The sequence below is a fragment of the Armatimonadota bacterium genome (genome assembly GCA_013359125.1).
GTDB lineage: Bacteria > Armatimonadota > Fimbriimonadia > Fimbriimonadales > GBS-DC > JABWCR01.
Genome location: JABWCR010000011.1, coordinates 13,671 through 30,308 on the forward strand (window position 1 = coordinate 13,671; position 16,638 = coordinate 30,308).

General features: G+C 58.7%; 18 protein-coding genes. 10 read left to right on the forward strand and 8 right to left on the reverse strand.

From position 1 onward, the window contains the following. Nucleotides 1-3: 3 nt before the first annotated feature. Together HUU60_06605 and HUU60_06610 are read right to left on the reverse strand one after the other, a co-directional pair. On the reverse strand, nt 4-1,602 hold the full coding sequence (locus tag HUU60_06605) for a hypothetical protein (protein ID NUL82380.1): 1,599 nt from the start codon (nt 1,600-1,602) through the stop codon (nt 4-6). A 2-nt stretch (nt 1,603-1,604) separates the two neighbouring features. Beyond that, on the reverse strand, nt 1,605-2,441 hold the full coding sequence (locus HUU60_06610) for a TIM barrel protein (protein ID NUL82381.1): 837 nt from the start codon (nt 2,439-2,441) through the stop codon (nt 1,605-1,607). Nucleotides 2,442-2,514: 73 nt separating this feature from the next. Here HUU60_06610 and HUU60_06615 point away from each other — a divergent pair, with 73 nt between their 5' ends. From HUU60_06615 to HUU60_06635, 5 genes are all read left to right on the forward strand, one after another. Next, nucleotides 2,515-3,234 carry an SDR family oxidoreductase gene (locus HUU60_06615; GenBank protein NUL82382.1) on the forward strand — a complete coding sequence of 240 codons (720 nt, stop codon included), beginning with the start codon at nt 2,515-2,517 and terminating at the stop codon, nt 3,232-3,234. Between the two features lie 2 nt (nt 3,235-3,236). After that, nucleotides 3,237-4,778: a galactokinase gene (gene galK / locus HUU60_06620; protein NUL82383.1), complete on the forward strand. Its 1,542-nt coding sequence runs from the start codon at nt 3,237-3,239 to the stop codon at nt 4,776-4,778. Between the two features lie 66 nt (nt 4,779-4,844). Further along, nucleotides 4,845-5,504 (forward strand): sigma-70 family RNA polymerase sigma factor, encoded by a 660-nt coding sequence (locus tag HUU60_06625; GenBank protein ID NUL82384.1) that lies wholly within the window; start codon nt 4,845-4,847, stop codon nt 5,502-5,504. Then, nucleotides 5,491-6,084 (forward strand): hypothetical protein, encoded by a 594-nt coding sequence (locus tag HUU60_06630; GenBank protein NUL82385.1) that lies wholly within the window; start codon nt 5,491-5,493, stop codon nt 6,082-6,084. Before HUU60_06625 ends, HUU60_06630 begins: the two co-directional genes overlap by 14 nt. Beyond that, complete coding sequence (locus HUU60_06635) at nt 6,068-7,219, forward strand: PDZ domain-containing protein (protein ID NUL82386.1); 1,152 nt, start codon at nt 6,068-6,070, stop codon at nt 7,217-7,219. Before HUU60_06630 ends, HUU60_06635 begins: the two co-directional genes overlap by 17 nt. Here the strand turns inward: HUU60_06635 and HUU60_06640 are convergent. The 5 genes from HUU60_06640 to rpsU all read right to left on the reverse strand — a co-directional run bounded on the left by HUU60_06640 (nt 7,216) and on the right by rpsU (nt 11,689). After that, entirely contained in the window at nt 7,216-8,688 is a 1,473-nt protein-coding gene (locus HUU60_06640) for an HlyC/CorC family transporter (GenBank protein ID NUL82387.1), read from the reverse strand. The genes HUU60_06635 and HUU60_06640 overlap by 4 nt on opposite strands. Before the next feature lie 21 nt (nt 8,689-8,709). Continuing rightward, nucleotides 8,710-9,492: a diacylglycerol kinase gene (locus tag HUU60_06645; GenBank protein ID NUL82388.1), complete on the reverse strand. Its 783-nt coding sequence runs from the start codon at nt 9,490-9,492 to the stop codon at nt 8,710-8,712. Next, on the reverse strand, nt 9,485-9,988 hold the full coding sequence (gene ybeY, locus HUU60_06650) for an rRNA maturation RNase YbeY (protein ID NUL82389.1): 504 nt from the start codon (nt 9,986-9,988) through the stop codon (nt 9,485-9,487). The genes HUU60_06645 and ybeY overlap by 8 nt, the downstream gene beginning before the upstream one ends. Beyond that, on the reverse strand, nt 9,966-11,447 hold the full coding sequence (locus HUU60_06655) for an HDIG domain-containing protein (GenBank protein NUL82390.1): 1,482 nt from the start codon (nt 11,445-11,447) through the stop codon (nt 9,966-9,968). Before HUU60_06655 ends, ybeY begins: the two co-directional genes overlap by 23 nt. Before the next feature lie 71 nt (nt 11,448-11,518). Continuing rightward, nucleotides 11,519-11,689 carry a 30S ribosomal protein S21 gene (gene rpsU, locus HUU60_06660; protein ID NUL82391.1) on the reverse strand — a complete coding sequence of 57 codons (171 nt, stop codon included), beginning with the start codon at nt 11,687-11,689 and terminating at the stop codon, nt 11,519-11,521. A gap of 156 nt (nt 11,690-11,845) precedes the next feature. On the opposite strand from rpsU, the gene msrB reads away from it, so the two are divergent. Next, nucleotides 11,846-12,406 (forward strand): peptide-methionine (R)-S-oxide reductase MsrB, encoded by a 561-nt coding sequence (gene msrB, locus HUU60_06665; GenBank protein ID NUL82392.1) that lies wholly within the window; start codon nt 11,846-11,848, stop codon nt 12,404-12,406. A gap of 2 nt (nt 12,407-12,408) precedes the next feature. Here msrB and HUU60_06670 read toward each other — a convergent pair whose 3' ends face one another. Next, entirely contained in the window at nt 12,409-13,479 is a 1,071-nt protein-coding gene (locus HUU60_06670; GenBank protein ID NUL82393.1) for a Nif3-like dinuclear metal center hexameric protein, read from the reverse strand. Between the two features lie 146 nt (nt 13,480-13,625). Between HUU60_06670 and HUU60_06675 the strand changes: the two genes are divergently transcribed. Genes HUU60_06675 through HUU60_06690 form a run of 4 tightly spaced genes read left to right on the forward strand, consistent with a single transcriptional unit; the run spans nt 13,626 to nt 16,631 of the window. Further along, complete coding sequence (locus HUU60_06675) at nt 13,626-14,162, forward strand: hypothetical protein (GenBank protein ID NUL82394.1); 537 nt, start codon at nt 13,626-13,628, stop codon at nt 14,160-14,162. 27 nt (nt 14,163-14,189) lie between these two features. Next, entirely contained in the window at nt 14,190-15,137 is a 948-nt protein-coding gene (locus HUU60_06680; protein ID NUL82395.1) for a ribose-phosphate pyrophosphokinase, read from the forward strand. Next, nucleotides 15,138-15,515: a VOC family protein gene (locus tag HUU60_06685; protein ID NUL82396.1), complete on the forward strand. Its 378-nt coding sequence runs from the start codon at nt 15,138-15,140 to the stop codon at nt 15,513-15,515. It abuts the gene before it with no gap. A 54-nt stretch (nt 15,516-15,569) separates the two neighbouring features. Beyond that, nucleotides 15,570-16,631 carry a hypothetical protein gene (locus tag HUU60_06690; GenBank protein ID NUL82397.1) on the forward strand — a complete coding sequence of 354 codons (1,062 nt, stop codon included), beginning with the start codon at nt 15,570-15,572 and terminating at the stop codon, nt 16,629-16,631. The last annotated feature ends 7 nt before the right edge of the window (nt 16,632-16,638 follow it).

The following is a 16,638-nucleotide window of genomic DNA, read 5'->3' on the forward strand; positions in this document are numbered from 1 at the left end:
GGCTCACTCCTCCCAGCCCAATCGCGCCAGCGCATAGGAACCCCAAACGATAGGAGCAAGCGCGCAAAAAAGCGAGGCTACGATGAGCCAAACAATACCGGCCGCCCAAACCCAGTAGTAGTCCGACGCGCGCGCAAACTCGAAATTCGCGCCAATGTAACTGGCGCCGTAGGCGATCAGCCCGACCGCCAGCACATAGGCCGAAAAGCTGACAAAGCCCCACAGCAACGCCCAAAAGCTGACGCGCTGGCCAGGATGATCCCAATCAAACTTTGGAAATGCCGCCGAAATCCCAACGCCGATGCCCGCTAGCGCCGAGCCGGCAAGCAAAGCGGCTGCAAATGCGCCTAACGACAACCAAAACGGAATGGCGAACAGAATCGAATAGAACAAGAGCCCTGCCCACGCCGAACCGACGCAAACCAGAATGGTGGAAAGCTGCTTGGCCAAGAGCGCGACCAACGGCGTTGCAGGCGACGACTGAATCAGCCAGTAGGCTCTTCCATCCAGACCCACCGACGAGAGCGCCAGCACGCTGGTCTGAAGATAGAGCATTCCACCGATCAGCGCGAAAGTAACGGTCGTGATCAGATCGGACGAGCCGCGCATCGGAAACTTCAACTCTAGCGCAAGCGGCAATCCAAGCAGAAGCAGAGGCGTCAAGGTCTGATAGAGCGTCATCGGATCCCGCCGTAGCAATCTCAACTCCTTGACCACCAATGCCGAGAGCGCCGAACGCCTGTGCCTTTCGGTCAGCGCAGACGACACCTTGCCCTCTTTCAGTTGCGCAGCCTTCTCAAACGCATCGGGATTGTCGTAGATTCGCTCGCCAAGCATGATCGACAAAAGATAGGCAAAGACGCCGAATCCGATCAAGAGCGCCGTTCCCAATAGCACATGCGACCAACTGCCGATCGAGAATCCGAGCGCGGCCTTCGCGGCCCAGTCCGCAGGCGTGTATTCGAAAGAGGGCGGCATCGGCAGGCGATCAAAGCGCAAAACCGATTCGAGATCGCCGACGCTTCCGATCAACCCGATCAGTAGCGCCACCGGTACGCCCAGTTGGAGCGCCGCTAAGGCCTGCCGCACTCGGCCGGGACCGACCAGCAGCGTCAGCCCAAAAATCAGAGCCGACCCGACCAAAGCGATCGTCGCCGTGTAAATCAGCCACAAGAATCCTGTAAAGACCCACCCGACTGCGCTCAAACCTAGTGCGCTCCCGATCGCCGCCCAGGAGGCGATCAGCACAGGAAGAAACACGCGACCGCCGACGAATAGTCCGTCGATCAGCTTGATCGCGACGGTCAACTTAAGCGGCGTCGGCGACGACCTCAACCACTGAATGTCGGGCGATAGGAACAGCGTCGAGAAAAGCTGAGGCGCGCCGCTCGCCAGCATCAGCGCGCCCAAATAGAGAAAAGCGCTCTGCACCATCCGATGGGTGATCGCATCCCGCGCGACAAATCGTATCTCCCAAGCCAGAACAAAGATCAACCCTGCCCAGCCAATGCCCAAGCCGATCCAAATCCATCGCTGCCGCCACGACGCCTGAGCGACGGTGTTGACCGCCATGCGATACCGGGAGGACAACAGCGCGGTCATGGTCAAACCGTGCAGATGCGAAACGCTTCTTCCATGCCTTTTATAGGATCGCCTTTGGGGATGAACTCTTGACCGATGTAGCCTCTGTGTCCGGTATCGGCGATGGCGCGAGCGACGGCGGCGTAGTTCAGCTCTTGATTCGCGCCGATCTCGTTGCGACCAGGATTGCCCGCCGTGTGATAGTGGGCGATGAACTCGTGCTGGGCGCGTATCGTGCGGATCACATCGCCCTCCATGATCTGCATGTGATAGATGTCGTAAAGCAGTTTGACCCTTGGCGAGCCGACCAGCTTGCACATCTTGACGCCCCACTCGGTGGTGTCGGCATGATAGTCGCGGTGATCGACCTTGCTGTTCAGCGGCTCCAAGGCGAGCGTGATCCCTTCGCGTTCGGCCATCGGCGCAAGCCGCTTCATACAGGCGGCCATGTTCTCGATTCCCGCCTCGTCCGCCATGCCGCGACGGTTGCCCGAAAAGCAAATCAAGATAGGGATGCCGTACTTCTTCGCCTTCTCGATGTTTTTGGCGACCTCGTCCTCAATTCGCGCATGCTCTTTCGGATCGTTCATGCCATTGCCGATCGAGGCATGGCCTCCCATCGTAACGATCTCCAAGCCGGCGGTTTTGATGTCGTCCCAATGCTGTTCGGGCGCTAGCTCCAAGCCGCTGTAGCCGATGCGCTTGGCCTCGCCGATCAGTCGCTTCGGCTCCATGCTGCCGTAGCACCACCAGCAAAGGTCTTGCTTTAGCCTAGGCGCCTCCGGTTGGGCGATAGCGGGCTTAACGGCAAACCCGGCGGCGGCCATCGCGCTGGTAACGATAAACTCCCTTCGGTTCATAACGGCCTTATTCGACTTCGCGCAGCAGTTTCCCGCCAAAGGACGCAGCCAATGAACATCGAACCTAATAATCATGGAACGACCCGTCGCGCTGATCACCGGCGCAACCCGAGGAATAGGCCTCGCCATTGCCAAAACCATGGCCCAAGAAGGCTATCGTCTCGCGCTGGCCTCGCGACTCAAGGCAGCCGATCTCTCGCAATTCGATGGCGACGGCCATGCGGCGTTCGTGCTGGACTTGGCCGAACCGGGCACGGGCAAACGACTATATGCCCAGGCGAACGAGACCATGGGTCGTATCGATCTCTTGGTCAACAATGCCGGAATCTATGAGCCTTCGAAGATAGAGGACGATAGCGCCATGTCGGCTTGGCGGCGAATTTTCGAAGTCAATCTGTTCAGCGCCGTCGAACTGTGCGCGCGCGCAGCCAAAAGCATGGCGAAGGGCGGAAAGATCGTCAACATTGCCTCGCGAGCAGGGTTCAGAGGCGAAGCGGGACACTCGGCCTACGCGGCTTCTAAGGCCGCACTGATCAACCTAACCCGCAGCCTCGCGGTCGAACTCGCGCCCAAGGGCATAGGCGTTGCCTGCGTTGCGCCAGGCTGGGTCGAGACCGCCATGGCCCGACCCGGAATGGCGGAAAGGGCCGACAAGATCGTTGCCGAAATCCCAGTGGGCCGCATCGCTTCGCCCCAAGACGTGGCCAACGTCGTGAAATTCTTGGCTTCGAGCGAAGCGGACTACCTGACAGGCGTTACCATCGACGTCAACGGCGGCTCCTACTTCCACTGATCATGGCCGAGTTTCCTAGGCTGTTCACCGTTTCTGAGGCCGAAGCGCTGATGCCTCAACTCGGAGTCTTGCTCAAAAGGCTGCAAAAGGCCGCTGGGAAAGCGAGAGCCCATTACGAAGCCGACCTGCGCTCCGTGGTCAAAACGAGCCTGACCAACGGCCATTCGAAACCGAAGAAGCGGCGCCCGATCGTTCGCGAGATCGAGGAGATCGTGCGCGCAGTGCATCTTCATGGCGCGGTGGTCAAGGATTTGGAGATGGGCTTGGTCGACTTCCCGCACCAGCGCGGCAACCAGGTCGTATTCCTCTGTTGGAAGCTCGGCGAGCCCTCCATCCGTTACTGGCACGAGCTAGACAGAGGATTTGCCGAGCGCAAGCCGGTCGCACAGCCGCCCAACAAAGCGATGGCCGACACGGTCATCGATGCCTTTGTGCGCCGTTACGACAAACCGACCCACTTGGCCTGGGCGCCCGGTCGCGTGAATCTCATCGGTGAGCATACCGATTACAACGAGGGCTATGTCATGCCCCTAGCCATCAATCGCTATCTCATGGCAGCGGCCAAAGTGAACGAAGAAGGGCTGCTTCGCGGCTTCTCCAGCATCGACCAAAACCAACCCTCGCTCAACCAGATCGAGCATCGCATGAACGATGTGCCGCTCGAACCGCCGAACGATTGGAGCAAATATGCCCTTGGCGTTGCCAAAATGCTGTCAAAGGACGGTGCGCAACTGAGCGGCCTCGACTTTGCTGTCGAATCGTCGCTGCCCATCGGCGCGGGTCTTAGCTCGTCGGCAGCGATCGAGGCCGTTTTTGCGCTGCTCTGGAACGAGATCGACCGCCTGGAACGCTCGCCGACCGAATTGGCCAAGCTTTGCCAGCAGGCCGAGCGCGACTACGTCGGATTGAACTGCGGCATCATGGATCAACTAGCAGTACTGGCTTCCAGAGAGGGCTTTGCAATGCTGATCGATACCCGCGACCTGTCGTTGCGCTTTGCTCCCATCCCAAAGTCTTGGCTCATCGTGGTCGCCGATACCGGAACGCCCCGAGAACTGACCGCTTCCGCCTACAACGAGCGAGTGAAGGCCTGCCGAAAGGCTGCCAAAGCCCTCAAAAAGAAATCTCTGAGAAACGCATCGCTGGACGATCTGGAGAAGCTGGAGGCCGAACTTTTGCCCTTCGCGCGCCATGTGATCACCGAAAACGACCGAGTTTTGGCCTTTGCGGCGGCGCTGCAGGCCGGCGATTCGGCCCAGGCTGGGGCGCTCATGGCCGAATCGCATCGTTCGCTAAGAGACGACTACAAAGTCTCCAGTCCTGCGCTCGACGCAATGGCCGAGGCGTGCTGGCAAGCGCCGGGCTGCATCGGAGCGCGAATGACGGGCGCCGGATTTGGCGGCGCATGCGTATCCCTGGTCGAGGCCGCGCAACTCCACGACTTTATAACCAGCGCGGAAAAGGCGTACAAGAAGGCTATGCCGCATAGACCGTCGCTGCAAGTCTGCCAATCGGTCGGCAGCGCGGGCATCGTGGAACTGTAAACCGGTAAGATTGCAGGGCCATATTGGGCATAACGCCCAAGCCGCGCCAATCGTATAATAGATGCTATGGCTTTAGGGACGAGCAACGCGATGACAATGGATGGCTGGCAACGTCCAGCAGAGGCCGCACCGCTGAGCGCCGAAAGCGACGAACGCTTGGTGGTGAGAGCCAGAGCGGGCGAAGAGCCCGCGCTGGAGGAACTCTTCTACAGATATCGCCAGCCCGTCTTCCGCTTCGTGATGCGGATGGTCAATAGCAAGGACGACGCCGAGGACGTAACGCAAGACGTCTTTATCCGCGTCTACGAGCACCTCAAGTCGTTTCGAGAGGAGTGCCGTTTTAGCACTTGGATTCTAAGGATCGCCGCCAACCTCTGTACGGACCGAGCGCGATCCAGACAACGGCAGACGCAATTGCTGCAACAAGAAGCGACCGATCGCTTAGAGTGGATGACCCATCCGCACGCGCCCGACCCGGTCGAGCTGGCCCATGGCGACCAAGTCAGCGCAACGGTCCGACGAGCCTTAAACGCTCTGCCCGACCACCACAAAATGATGATCGTGCTGCGAGACCTGGAAGAAAAACAGTATGAAGAGATCGCCGAAATGCTGGGCTGTACGATCGGCGGCGCAAAACTGAGAGTACTGAGGGCAAGGCGAGCGCTGAAAGCGCGCCTGACGCCCCTGCTGGAACAAATAGGAGAGATGGAAAATGTTCGTTTGTAAGCTTGCGCAAAGGCATCTGGACGACGATCAAGCCCCGCGCTGGGCCAGCAACCACTTGGCCAAGTGCGCCCATTGCCAAGCAGAAGCCGATACGATCCATAAGGTCTCGCGCCTGGTCAAACTCTCCGAAGAGCCGCCCGCCAGCGAACTGAGTTGGAGCCAAGTGCGAAGCAAACTCAACATTCAGCCAGCGCCGGTTCGATCAAGAAGTCGCTTCGTTTGGGGCGGCATGGTCGGTGCGACCGCAGCGCTGGCCGCCGCCGTCTTCTTCTTCAATCAAAACGCTTACGAGCCGGTCGCTGCGTCAAAACCGATCGAGGTCGCATCCACCGAGTCGATCGCCGCGCCCAAACTGGATAAGGCAACGCCCGTCGTCAAGACCGCGGCCTCAACGCCCGACAAGCCTAAGTCATCCATCTCCATTCGACGCCACAAGCCCTCGCCGCCGATAACCAAAAAAGCCGAGGCGCCGGTAGTCGTGGCCGCCCTTCCCTTGGAACCGATCGATAACGGGGCAGAGGACGTTCAGTATCTGACGCTGACCCTCGCCTCTGGAGAGAACCATGTCTTTTCGTTCTAATCTTGTTCGCTGGACAGCCATCTTAGTCTTGCCCGTCGCGGCCTCCTTCGCGCAAGGCGCAAGGTTCGATTTTGACTTCTCGACGCTTAAAGCCGTCGAATCGAAGATCGAACTGCGCCATGGCAACGCGGCCGCAATCGTCAACGCCATAGGGGGCCTGCAAGACCCCGACCTGGCCGCCCTCGAAGCGTTTCAAAATGCCAACCGCGTCATCGTCGAGCGGGCTATGCCGAGCGTGGTGGCCGTGCGCGTCGAGCGAGGCCAACTGCCGACGCGCAACATGTTGCCGAACAAGGCGCTCGCATTGGAGAGCAGCGGCTTCGTGATCGATTCAAAAGGTCTCGTGCTTTGCACCGCCGAAGGCGCGGTCGGACAAGGTCCGTTCCGAATCACCTTCAACGACGGGCGCGAGTATGTCGCTCGCAAGCTGGGCGCAGATGAACTGGTCAGCAATCTGGCGCTGCTCGAGTTGGAAGGCGCGACCAATCTGACCGCGCTCAACCTGGGCAACTCGGACCGTGCCAGGCCGGGCGACTTTGCGATCTTGGTCGGAGGCAGCCGCGCCGGATACACCTCGAGCGTTACGATAGGCACCATCGCAGGCGTAGACCGCATGGCGATCGACCCGCAAAAAGGACGCTTTATGCCGCTGATCCAATTTAACGGCTTGGTCGGCGCGGGCGAGCCGGGCAGCCCCATTTTGAACGCGCGCGGAGAAGTGATCGGCGTCCTCAGCGGCGCCCTGGCCGCGCTCGATCCCGATGGCCGACCGCTCAACATGCAGACGCAGACCATCGCTAGCACCGGATTCGCCGTGCCGTCCAACATGGTAACGCGGGTGGTCGACCAGATAAAGCGCACGGGCAAAGTTCAGTACGCCGTATTGGGGCTTAAGTATAACAACGCCCCTCGAGGCGGCGCGCTCGTGCTCGAAGTCGTCGTTGGCGGACCGGCGGCCAAAGCGGGCATCAAGGCCGAGGACGTGATCGTTGAGTTTGACGGGCGCTCCACGCCAAACGTGGCCGAACTGACCAAGATGCTCTATGCGGCCCGCCCCAACAGCCAAGTTACCATAACCGTGCTCCGTAACGGCGTTCGCCAGCCGGTTACCGTTCGGCTTGGCGTCGCGCCTTAAGGGAGTTCTTCTTCTCCGCTTCCGGCTGCCGACTCTACGGCAGCCCTGCGCACCATTCTAACGCGCCTCAACCGGGCGCCGTCCGTCTCTTCGACGACAAATCGCCACTCCTCGTCGCACACCTCTTCTCCCGGTTGGGGCTGGCGACCGAACAGACCGAACACATAGCCGCCCAAAGTATCGAACTCTTCTGACGAGAGCGTCGAATCGAGCTGATGGTTCACGTCGTCTAAATGCAGATGCGCATCGACCAAGAATGAGTCGTCCTCCTCGATGACGATGGGCGAACGAAGCTCGGCATCGTATTCGTCCTGTATCTCGCCGACGATCTCTTCCAACAGATCCTCCAGCGTTACGACGCCCGCGGTGCCCCCATACTCGTCCTGAACGATGGCCATGTGTACCCGAAGGCGGCGGAACTCCTCCAGCAGTTCGCTCACCTCCTTGCTTTCCGGCACAAAGTGGGGCGCCCGCATGATGCGTATCAGCGAAATGTCCTGCTGGCCTTCGCAGACGGCCAACAGGTCCTTAACGTGCACGATGCCCACGATCTTGTCGATCGTGCTCTCAAAAATGGGAATGCGCGAGTGGCCCGTCTCGCGAACCAGTTTCACGACTTCCGACGCGGTGGCAGAAACGGCAACGCAGCGCATGTCCACTCGAGGCGTCATCACCTCTCGCGCTATGGTGTCGGTAAACTCGAAGATAGAGTGGATCATCTCCTTCTCTTCCTCTTCGATCACGCCTTGCTCTTCGCTCGCTTCGACCAGTATCTTCAGCTCTTCCTCGCTGATAACGGGGGCGGGGTGCTGTGCAGCAACGCCGAACGGCTTGAGCGAAAGCCTCGTAATCGCGTTTACAAACCACAGCAACGGCGACATCAGCGTCATCAGAACAACCATCGGCCTCGCCACCCACAGTACTACCGCTTCCGGTTTGGCCACAGCGATGCTCTTAGGAACGATCTCGCCGAAAACAATGCTGGCCAAGCTGACGATGAGCGTAACGATCGCAACCGCCAGCCAGCTCAGATTCACGTTGTATTGAACTTCGGCCGGACGCAAAAGGACGTGAAGCGGACCGGCCAGCGTCGTAGCCGCAACGGCAGAGGCAAAGAAGCCGACCATGGTCGTGCCGATCTGCACGGTCGAAAGGAAGCGCGTCGGCTCTCTCTTCATGTCGTCCAAGATCGGCGCCAAACGGTGTTTCTTTTCCACCAACGATTTGATCCAACTGTGCCGGACCGAGATTAAGGCAACCTCGGTCAAGGCAAAGAGCGCGTTGGCCAGCAACATGGCGACCAGCAAAACGATGCTGGAGAACATGCCGAACGATGGAGCGTCAGTCGCCCCGCTTGGCTGTCCGTAGGCGAACCAAACGAGAGCGCCTGCCGCAACGGCAATGATCGATGCGCGCCTTAACGCGCTTCGACGTTGTGGCGGTTCAGAGTTTTCAGATATGCGTTCCATTTATTTGTGCGCGAGCCCTCCTTATGTGGGCGAAACCACCCAGTAGACAAAAGCCGCCAAAGCGACGCCCAAAAGCGCGCCCAAAACGACCTCCTGCAACGAATGCACCTTGGCCTCCACTCGGCTTTGTGCGACCAAAAGCGCCAGCACAAGAGCCAGAATAGTGGCCAACAGATTGCTTGAAATGATGATGATGGCAACGGCGAAGAAGAAGCCCAAGGCCGCATGGCCGCTCACCGTACCGCCATGAAACAACTGAATCTGACCCCGCATGGTGAGCGCCTTGACCAAAGAGACGACAACTAAGATGACGATCGCCCCTATGGTCAGCCCCACCCCCCAAGTGGTCGGCACCGCGCTTTCGAACCGCAACCGAATCTGCTCCAGCCTCAAATCGCCCAAAAAAAGCACCCACGCCACCACCAGCGCGTTGATCGTCGCCACCAGCACCGCGCCAGCGGCGATGTCCTTGGCCAGTTTTGCCAGAGGATGAAACTCCTGGGTTACCATATCCACCACGGCCTCGACCGCCGTGTTAAACATCTCGGCGATCAGGATGATAGAGATGGTGAAGATCAGCACCAGCAGTTCTTGCCGATTGAGGCGGAAGAACAGTCCCAGCATCAGCGCCAGCGCCAGGCTAAAGAAGTGCACGCGCATGTGCTTCTGCGTGCGAACGGCGTGAATGACGCCTTCCAACGCAAACCGAAAGCCGCCAAAGGGGTTCTGAGCCTGCTTGATAGCGGCGTCGATTTGTTCGGGCGGATCGTCGGATCTGCGTTCCGACTCGGATGGATCAATCATAGTGCCGCGAATACCATTCAGGATCAGCGTCTATTCCGACCTTGGCCAGCGCTTCGGTCGCCAGTCGGTTCATTGTGCGTCTACCTTTCGCCGTGTCGTCGTCATACCCTATCAAATGCAACGTCCCGTGCAGGCATAGCATCAGCAGTTCGGTCTGAACCGAATGTCCCGCTTGTACGGCTTGTCTCCTAGCCATATCGACTGAGACGGCCACATCGCCAAGTTGCAACGGAAGAGAGGTTGGGCTGTCCGGCCAAGCCGCGCCCGGCTCAAGATCGTATAACGGGAAACTCAGCACATCGGTCGCCTCATCTTTAGACCTATATTGCCGGTTGAGCGAGCGAATCTGCCGATCGTCGGTGAAAAGAAAGCTGACAACGCCTCCGCGACCTTCCAATAGCGTCGAGATCGCCGATTGCAAAAGACCCTTGCTCAACTCGCGGGGCAGCCCCTTGGCCTCCACGACCACCGAGCTACTGGCTGTCGATGTAGGCATAATCCTCGCTCATCGCTCCCGCATAATCGACTCTCTGGTGATGGATGGCCGACAAAGTCTTAATAAAGGCCTCTTTGATCTTGGGCAGATCGCCAAAACTCAGTTCGCTATCGTCCAATTGTCCGTCCGATCGTCGCATCTCGACCAAATCCTGAACTAGATTCGAAATCCGAGACGGCGTGGGCGCCTCAAGGCATCGACCGGCCGCTTCGACCGTATCGGCCAAAAGCACGAGAGCGGCCTCCTTCGTCCGGGGCTTCGGCCCCTCATAGCGAAAATGCTGCTCTAAAATCGGATCCGGCTCGCCGCTGCCAATGGCTTGATGATAAAAATAGGTGATCAGGCAGGTGCCGTGATGCTGGCCGATGATTTCGCAAACCCGCAAGGGAAGCCTGTTCTCGTGCGCCAGTTCGACGCCGTCCTTGACATGAGCGGCAATGATCACGGCGGAAAGATTGGGCGTTAACTTGCCGTGCGTGTTGTAACCGACTTGATTCTCAATAAAGAACCCGGGGCGCTTCAGCTTGCCAATATCGTGATAGAGGCCGCCTACCCGTGCGAGCAAGGGATCGGCGCCGATCGCCAGTGCGGCCGCCTCGGCCATCATCGCCACGTTTTGACTGTGAGCAAAAGTGCCGGGCGCCTCCTCTCGAAGCTGCTTGAGCAGATTCGAATCGGGCGAAGAAAGCTCATAAAGCGCCATAGGGGTGTCCAGGCGGAAAGGACGCTCCAAAAGCGCAATGCCCAGCCAAAAGAGCGCGGTCGCGGCCACGCCGGCCAACCCGCCCCAGGCCGCGCCGATCAAGATTGTCTTGGCATCGTGTCCTGCGTCGCCCACCACAAACGCGCTCAATGCCGCCATCGACGCCGTCAGCGCGATCGCGCCTCTTATCAAACCAGACCGATTTTTGAGCGGCGACATCACCAGCACGCTCGTCCAGGCTGCGCCGCACGAGACAATGATCTGGGCCTCGGTAAACGAGCCGGACGCGGCCAAGCCTAAACTCCCAATCGCCACCATTACAATCGCTAGCGAGGGGCTCATCAGAGCCCCGATCAGCATTGCGCCGGCGGGCAGGCCCGCAACGATCAAGACGCCAAGCGTCGGGTTGTTGGCCGCCTCGCCCAAGGCCGTGGAAACCGCGCGCACCGCCAAAAGGGAGATCGTTGCCACAAGGCCCAGCAGAGCCAGCGCCAGGTTGTCTCGCCAGATCGATGGTCTTAGCCGCTTCAGAAAGTAGGCGAACAACAGAATCTCTCCAAAGCCGACCAGGCCGCGCTTAGCCCAATCCCAAGACGTTAGAGGCGCATCTCCATTGAGCGCGATAAGGGAAACCAGCAGCCATCCCAAGAGCAGAAACCGCATCGTGCTGCGACGATCGAACGACGCAGGCCGAATGTACTGAAAGGGATGCCTGAAAAAGCCAGAACCCGTACCGACTTCCAATCGCTTTTTCATAGAGGGGGAATGCGCGGAACGACAGGAAAGCCTATGGCCGTTCCTGCCCAATCAGCGCGCAAAATTGCAGATTACTTCTTTCGACCGCGGCGTTGCTTGGCGCGGCGCTTGCGCTCGCTCGGTTTCTCGTACGTCGCATGACGCTTGTAATCCTGAAGAATCCCGCTCTGTTCCAGCTGTTTCTTGAACCGCTTCAGAGCGCTGTCCAGCGATTCGTTCGGTCTTACTTGAATTTGAGCCAAACTCTCGGCCTCCTTGGTTGTGCTCGGACGCTGCCATAGATTATCGGCACATGGCGCCCAAGGCCACTAATTGTAACTCGAATCAGAGGCAAATGTCAAGGGAGCCCGAGAATCCGAAGGAACCGACCGGCCCAAATCTGCGTTAAAATAATCGCTATGAAAATCGTGTCGGCGTTCATCATCGGGGCGCTCGCTGTCGCATTGATCGCCCAACAGACCGCACAAGACTCCAAACCTCAACAACCCAAGGAGGCGCCCAAAGTGAGCAAGCCTAAGGTTTCCAAGACCGATGCCGAATGGCGCAAAAGCCTAACGCCCGAGCAGTACGAGATATTGCGAAAGAAAGGCACCGAACGCGCGTTCACCGGCAAGTATTGGAACCATAAGGAGGACGGCTCCTACCTGTGCGCAGGATGTCGGACCGAGTTGTTCAAATCGAACACCAAGTACGACTCGGGATGCGGCTGGCCCAGTTTCTACGAGGCTTTGGACAAAGAAAAGGTTATCTACCGCGAAGATCGCAGCTTCGGCATGAAGCGCATCGAGGTGCTTTGCGCGACTTGCGATGGGCATTTGGGCCATGTTTTCGACGACGGTCCGAGACCCACAGGCCTTCGATACTGCATCAATTCGGCCGCGCTGGACTTCAAAAAAGCCGATGCCAAAAAGGCCGAGCCAAAGAAGCCCGAAAACAAGAAGCAACCAGCTAAGAAGTAGGCCTAATCGAGCAACACGACCTTCGCATCGACGGCTTTTGCCAACCGCCGGGCCAGCTCCGCCACGCCCGGCGCCTCCGTTTCGCGATGCCCCGCGTCGATCAGGCCTATCTTCAGCTGTTCGGCTTCTATCGTCTGATGGTGGCGCGCCTCGCCGGTAACCAGCGCGTCAGCCCCGGCCGCCTTGGCCGCACGCAAGTAGTCGCCTCCCGAACCGCCCAAAACCGCCACCCTCTTGATGCGAGCCGGAGGCCGGCCATAAGCGCGAACAGCTGGCTGATCCAGGCACAATCCGACATATTCGGCCAATTGCTCAAGATTTACGGACTTGGGCAGGCTGCCGACGCGCCCCATAGGGAACAGTTTAGGCTGTTCCAGCCGGTAAACGTCATAGGCGACCTCTTCATAGGGGTGCGCGGCAATCATCGCGCTCACAATACTGCCTAGCTGCCGTTCGTCCACGATCATCTCGATCCGATGCTCCCTGACTTTCTCGATTTTGCCCGCCTTGCCAATATGAGGGCGCGCAGCTTTGCCGGGGCGAAACGTTCCAACGCCTTCGCTATAAAAGGCGCATCGTTCGTAGTTGCCGATCAAGCCCGCTCCAGCCTCCGACATCGCGCCGATCACCTTGCTAGTCGAACGAGCAGGCACAAAGACGGCGATTTTTAACTGACCCATCCGTCCGCCCTCGCCAAAGGGTTCGACTTTCTGCAATCCGATCGCCTGGGCCAGGGCATCGTTCACGCCGCCCACAGCATTGTCCCAATTGGTGTGCGCCGCTATCAGGCTGATGCCTAAATGCACGCAATCGCGCACGGCCAGATGAACCGGATCAGCGTTGAGCAGCGAGGTTAGCGGCCTATAAATGAGCGGATGATGGACGACCAAAGCCCGACATTCCGCCTCGTGGCACTTTCCAATCTTCGCCTTATCGGGGTCCATGGCAACGCCTACCGACGAAACGATCTGGTCTGGATCGCCGATCTGAAGCCCGACCGGATCGCCAGGCATCGCGATCGACCAGGGCGCAATCGCGTCGATAACATCGAGCAACTCGCGAACGCGGATCATGCTCCATAGTTCCTCATCCTTAGGTATAATCCTTGCCCAGTCCGAAAGCCGCCAGGATTGCGGCGCTTTGCGCCGAATAGTGGGTCGAAAGACTCGAGCGGGAAGACCCGGCGAGCAGAGGCTAACAAGGAGGTTGTTCAACAATCATGGGTCGAAAACTTATCTGCCTGACAATGGCGGCGCTGCTCTGCGCGACCGGCGTTGCCCGAGCGCAAGACACCTTTTTTGGCGATCTGCGAGTGCGCGCCGGAGCCTTTTTCCCGAGCGACAGCACCCTGACCAATCTGAACAAGACCTGGTTTGGGGTGGGCGTCGCCTACGTCATGCCCAGCATTCCCTTGCTCGGTGCCATGCAGACCGAACTCGCTGTTGACGTCTTCACGCACAGCGCGGGCGGTTCGCGAGGAACCGTAACCCCGATCACCATCAACATCGTCTACTCCGAGCCGACTTCCGTCGTCCCGACGCGCCTCATGGTGGGCGCTGGCGCATACGTGATCGATGCCGTGGGCGCCAGTAAGACCATCTTTGGCGGACGCGTAGGCCTTAACTTCGGCTTTGCCGGCGAATGGACGCTCGATGTAAACTACGACTTTACCGAGAAACTCACCCAGGTAACCACAGGCGGCACCGTTCAATTCCGCGGCTCCGGCCTCTCCGTGATGCTCGGTCGCCGATTCTGATCGGGAGATGAAGAGGCGCGGACACCCATGATCAACCGCGCTCCGCTAAAGATCTTTGCAGGTACGGCGCACCACGAGTTCGGTCTCGAGGTGTGCCGAATCTTGCAGACCGAGCTGGGCCACTGCACCATCAAGCGCTTCCAGGACGGCGAGACCTACGTCAAATACGAAGAATCGGTCAGAGGCGCAGACTGCTACATCATCCAGCCCACCTCGCCGCCCACCGACACCAACCTGATGCAGCTGCTGATCCTGCTCGATGCATTGCGTCGAGCCTCCGCCGCCCGCATCACGCCCGTTATCCCCTATTTTGGCTATGCCCGACAAGAGAAGAAAGAGCTGCCGCGAGAGCCGATCACGGCCAAACTGGTCGCCGATCTGATCCATGCGGCCGGCGCCCAGCGCATCATCACCATGGACCTGCACGCCGACGCGATCCAAGGCTTTTTCAATATGCCGGTCGACCACCTCACAGCCGAGAAGCTCTTCGCCGAGCACTTTGCCGAATTGGCCGACCGCGATATTGTCTTCGTCTCGGTGGACGAAGGCCGTGTTAAGAAAGTGCGCAAAGTTGCGGGACGCCTGAACGCCCCAATCGCAGTCGGATACAAGCACCGGGACGGCCACGACAATTCGGAAGTAACGCACCTGGCAGGAGACGTTCGAGGCAAAATCCCGATCATCGTCGAGGACATCATCACCACGGGCGGAAGCGTCAACCAATGCGTGGACACTCTCCTGGCCCACGGCGCCTTGCCCGAGGTGCGCGTGGCGGCCACTCACGCCGTATTGATGCCCCAAGCAAAAGAACGCCTCTCCCGTCCGGAAATTGCCAACATCGTTGTTACCAACACTTTGCCGCTGACGCCCGATCAAACCATCGACAAAATGAGCGTTCTCTCCGTCGCGCCCCTCTTTGCAGAGGCGATCTACCGAGCGCATCACGATCTCTCCATCTCCTCGCTCTTCGATTAAATGCGGCCGCCCATCGACCAGGCGATCGCCTTCTACCCGACCAATAAACTGCAAGAAACCCGGCAATTCTACGAAGAAACCGTAGGATTGCGCGTCGTCGTCGATCAAGGCGACTGCGTCATTCTTGAAGTCTGCCCCAACGCTTATATCGGTTTCTGCCGCAACGACAATCCGCCTGGAGAGGACCATCGCATCGTGTTCACCCTCGTGTCAAATGAAGTCGACGCCTGGCACGAGCGGCTATCGCAAGCAGGCGCCGAAATCCTCTTCCCGCCTAAAGACAACCCGAAATACCGAATCTACAACTTCTTCGCCAAGGACCCGAACGGCTATCTGCTGGAAATCCAGCGGTTTTGGGACGACAACTGGCGCGAGTAGCCTGAACTTGGGTTATACTCTCTCCTAATTCACGCTGTTCGAAAGGAGGAACAGATGCATCGAGCCCTGTTTGCCGTCTCAGTCGCGGTCCTATTGATAGGCTGCGCCGATACCCAAACCCAAAAACCCAAGTTTAAGAGTTTCGATTCCAGTCGCACCATGGTTAAGCTGAACATTACGATCCCGGTTACGGGCGAGCGCCATTACGTAGTCGATTGCTCAAAAGTGAATCCTGGAGACACCGTCCGCACCCAGGGCGGCGAGCCGCCAAGAGCCTGGCTCTACTTTAGCGAGGACGTAACGTTTCAATCCGTACGATACAACGGACCGATCATGGACGACGTTCCGATGGAGGGACCCGCCTTCATGCGTTCCTGGGGATTCCAGTACATCTCGGACGACCTCGATGGGGATAACCAGGTCAGCAACTCTGTCAACATGACCATGGAGTTTCGAGAGTGGAGCGGCTTCCAATGCGATACGCCGGGCGATTCATGGTTCACCATTGACTTACAAAACTTGCCCGACAATGCATGGGTGGGCGTCGGCATTGGCTTTGTCGGCGGCGGCGTTCACATCCCCGGTCCGTGCTACGTGTCGATGAACTTTAACGACGAGCGCGTAGGGCCCGTGACGACAACCGGGAGAAGCGGCGATTCTAAGAGAACGAGCAACCAGAGCCTCTGGATCGATGATCCCGACTTCGGCTTCTGCCAATTGACGGACATGATCAGCGGCTCCCTCGCCCTAACGATCGCAGGCTCTCACAACGTGATCTTCCGTGTGAGCAACGACGCCCTTGCCCAGATGCCTTTCTTAACCGTAGGACTGAACGATGACGGATTCAACGACCGTTACTACGCCGAGCGCCTCTGGCGGTATGAGGACGAGGATGTGCACTATTTCTCGAAGCATTTCTGGGGAGACGGCTTCTATAATGTCCGTTCGATACCGATGCTGAAGAAACTCGGTTTCTTCAGTGTAGGCAGTTTCGATCCAGAGAATCCAGAGATTGTCGACATCGACCTGAGATCCGGCGATGTGAACGGCGACAACGTCGTGGACGATACCGATCTCGCGATCGTTCTGACCAACTTCGGTCTGTCGGGCGACTAATCGGCCA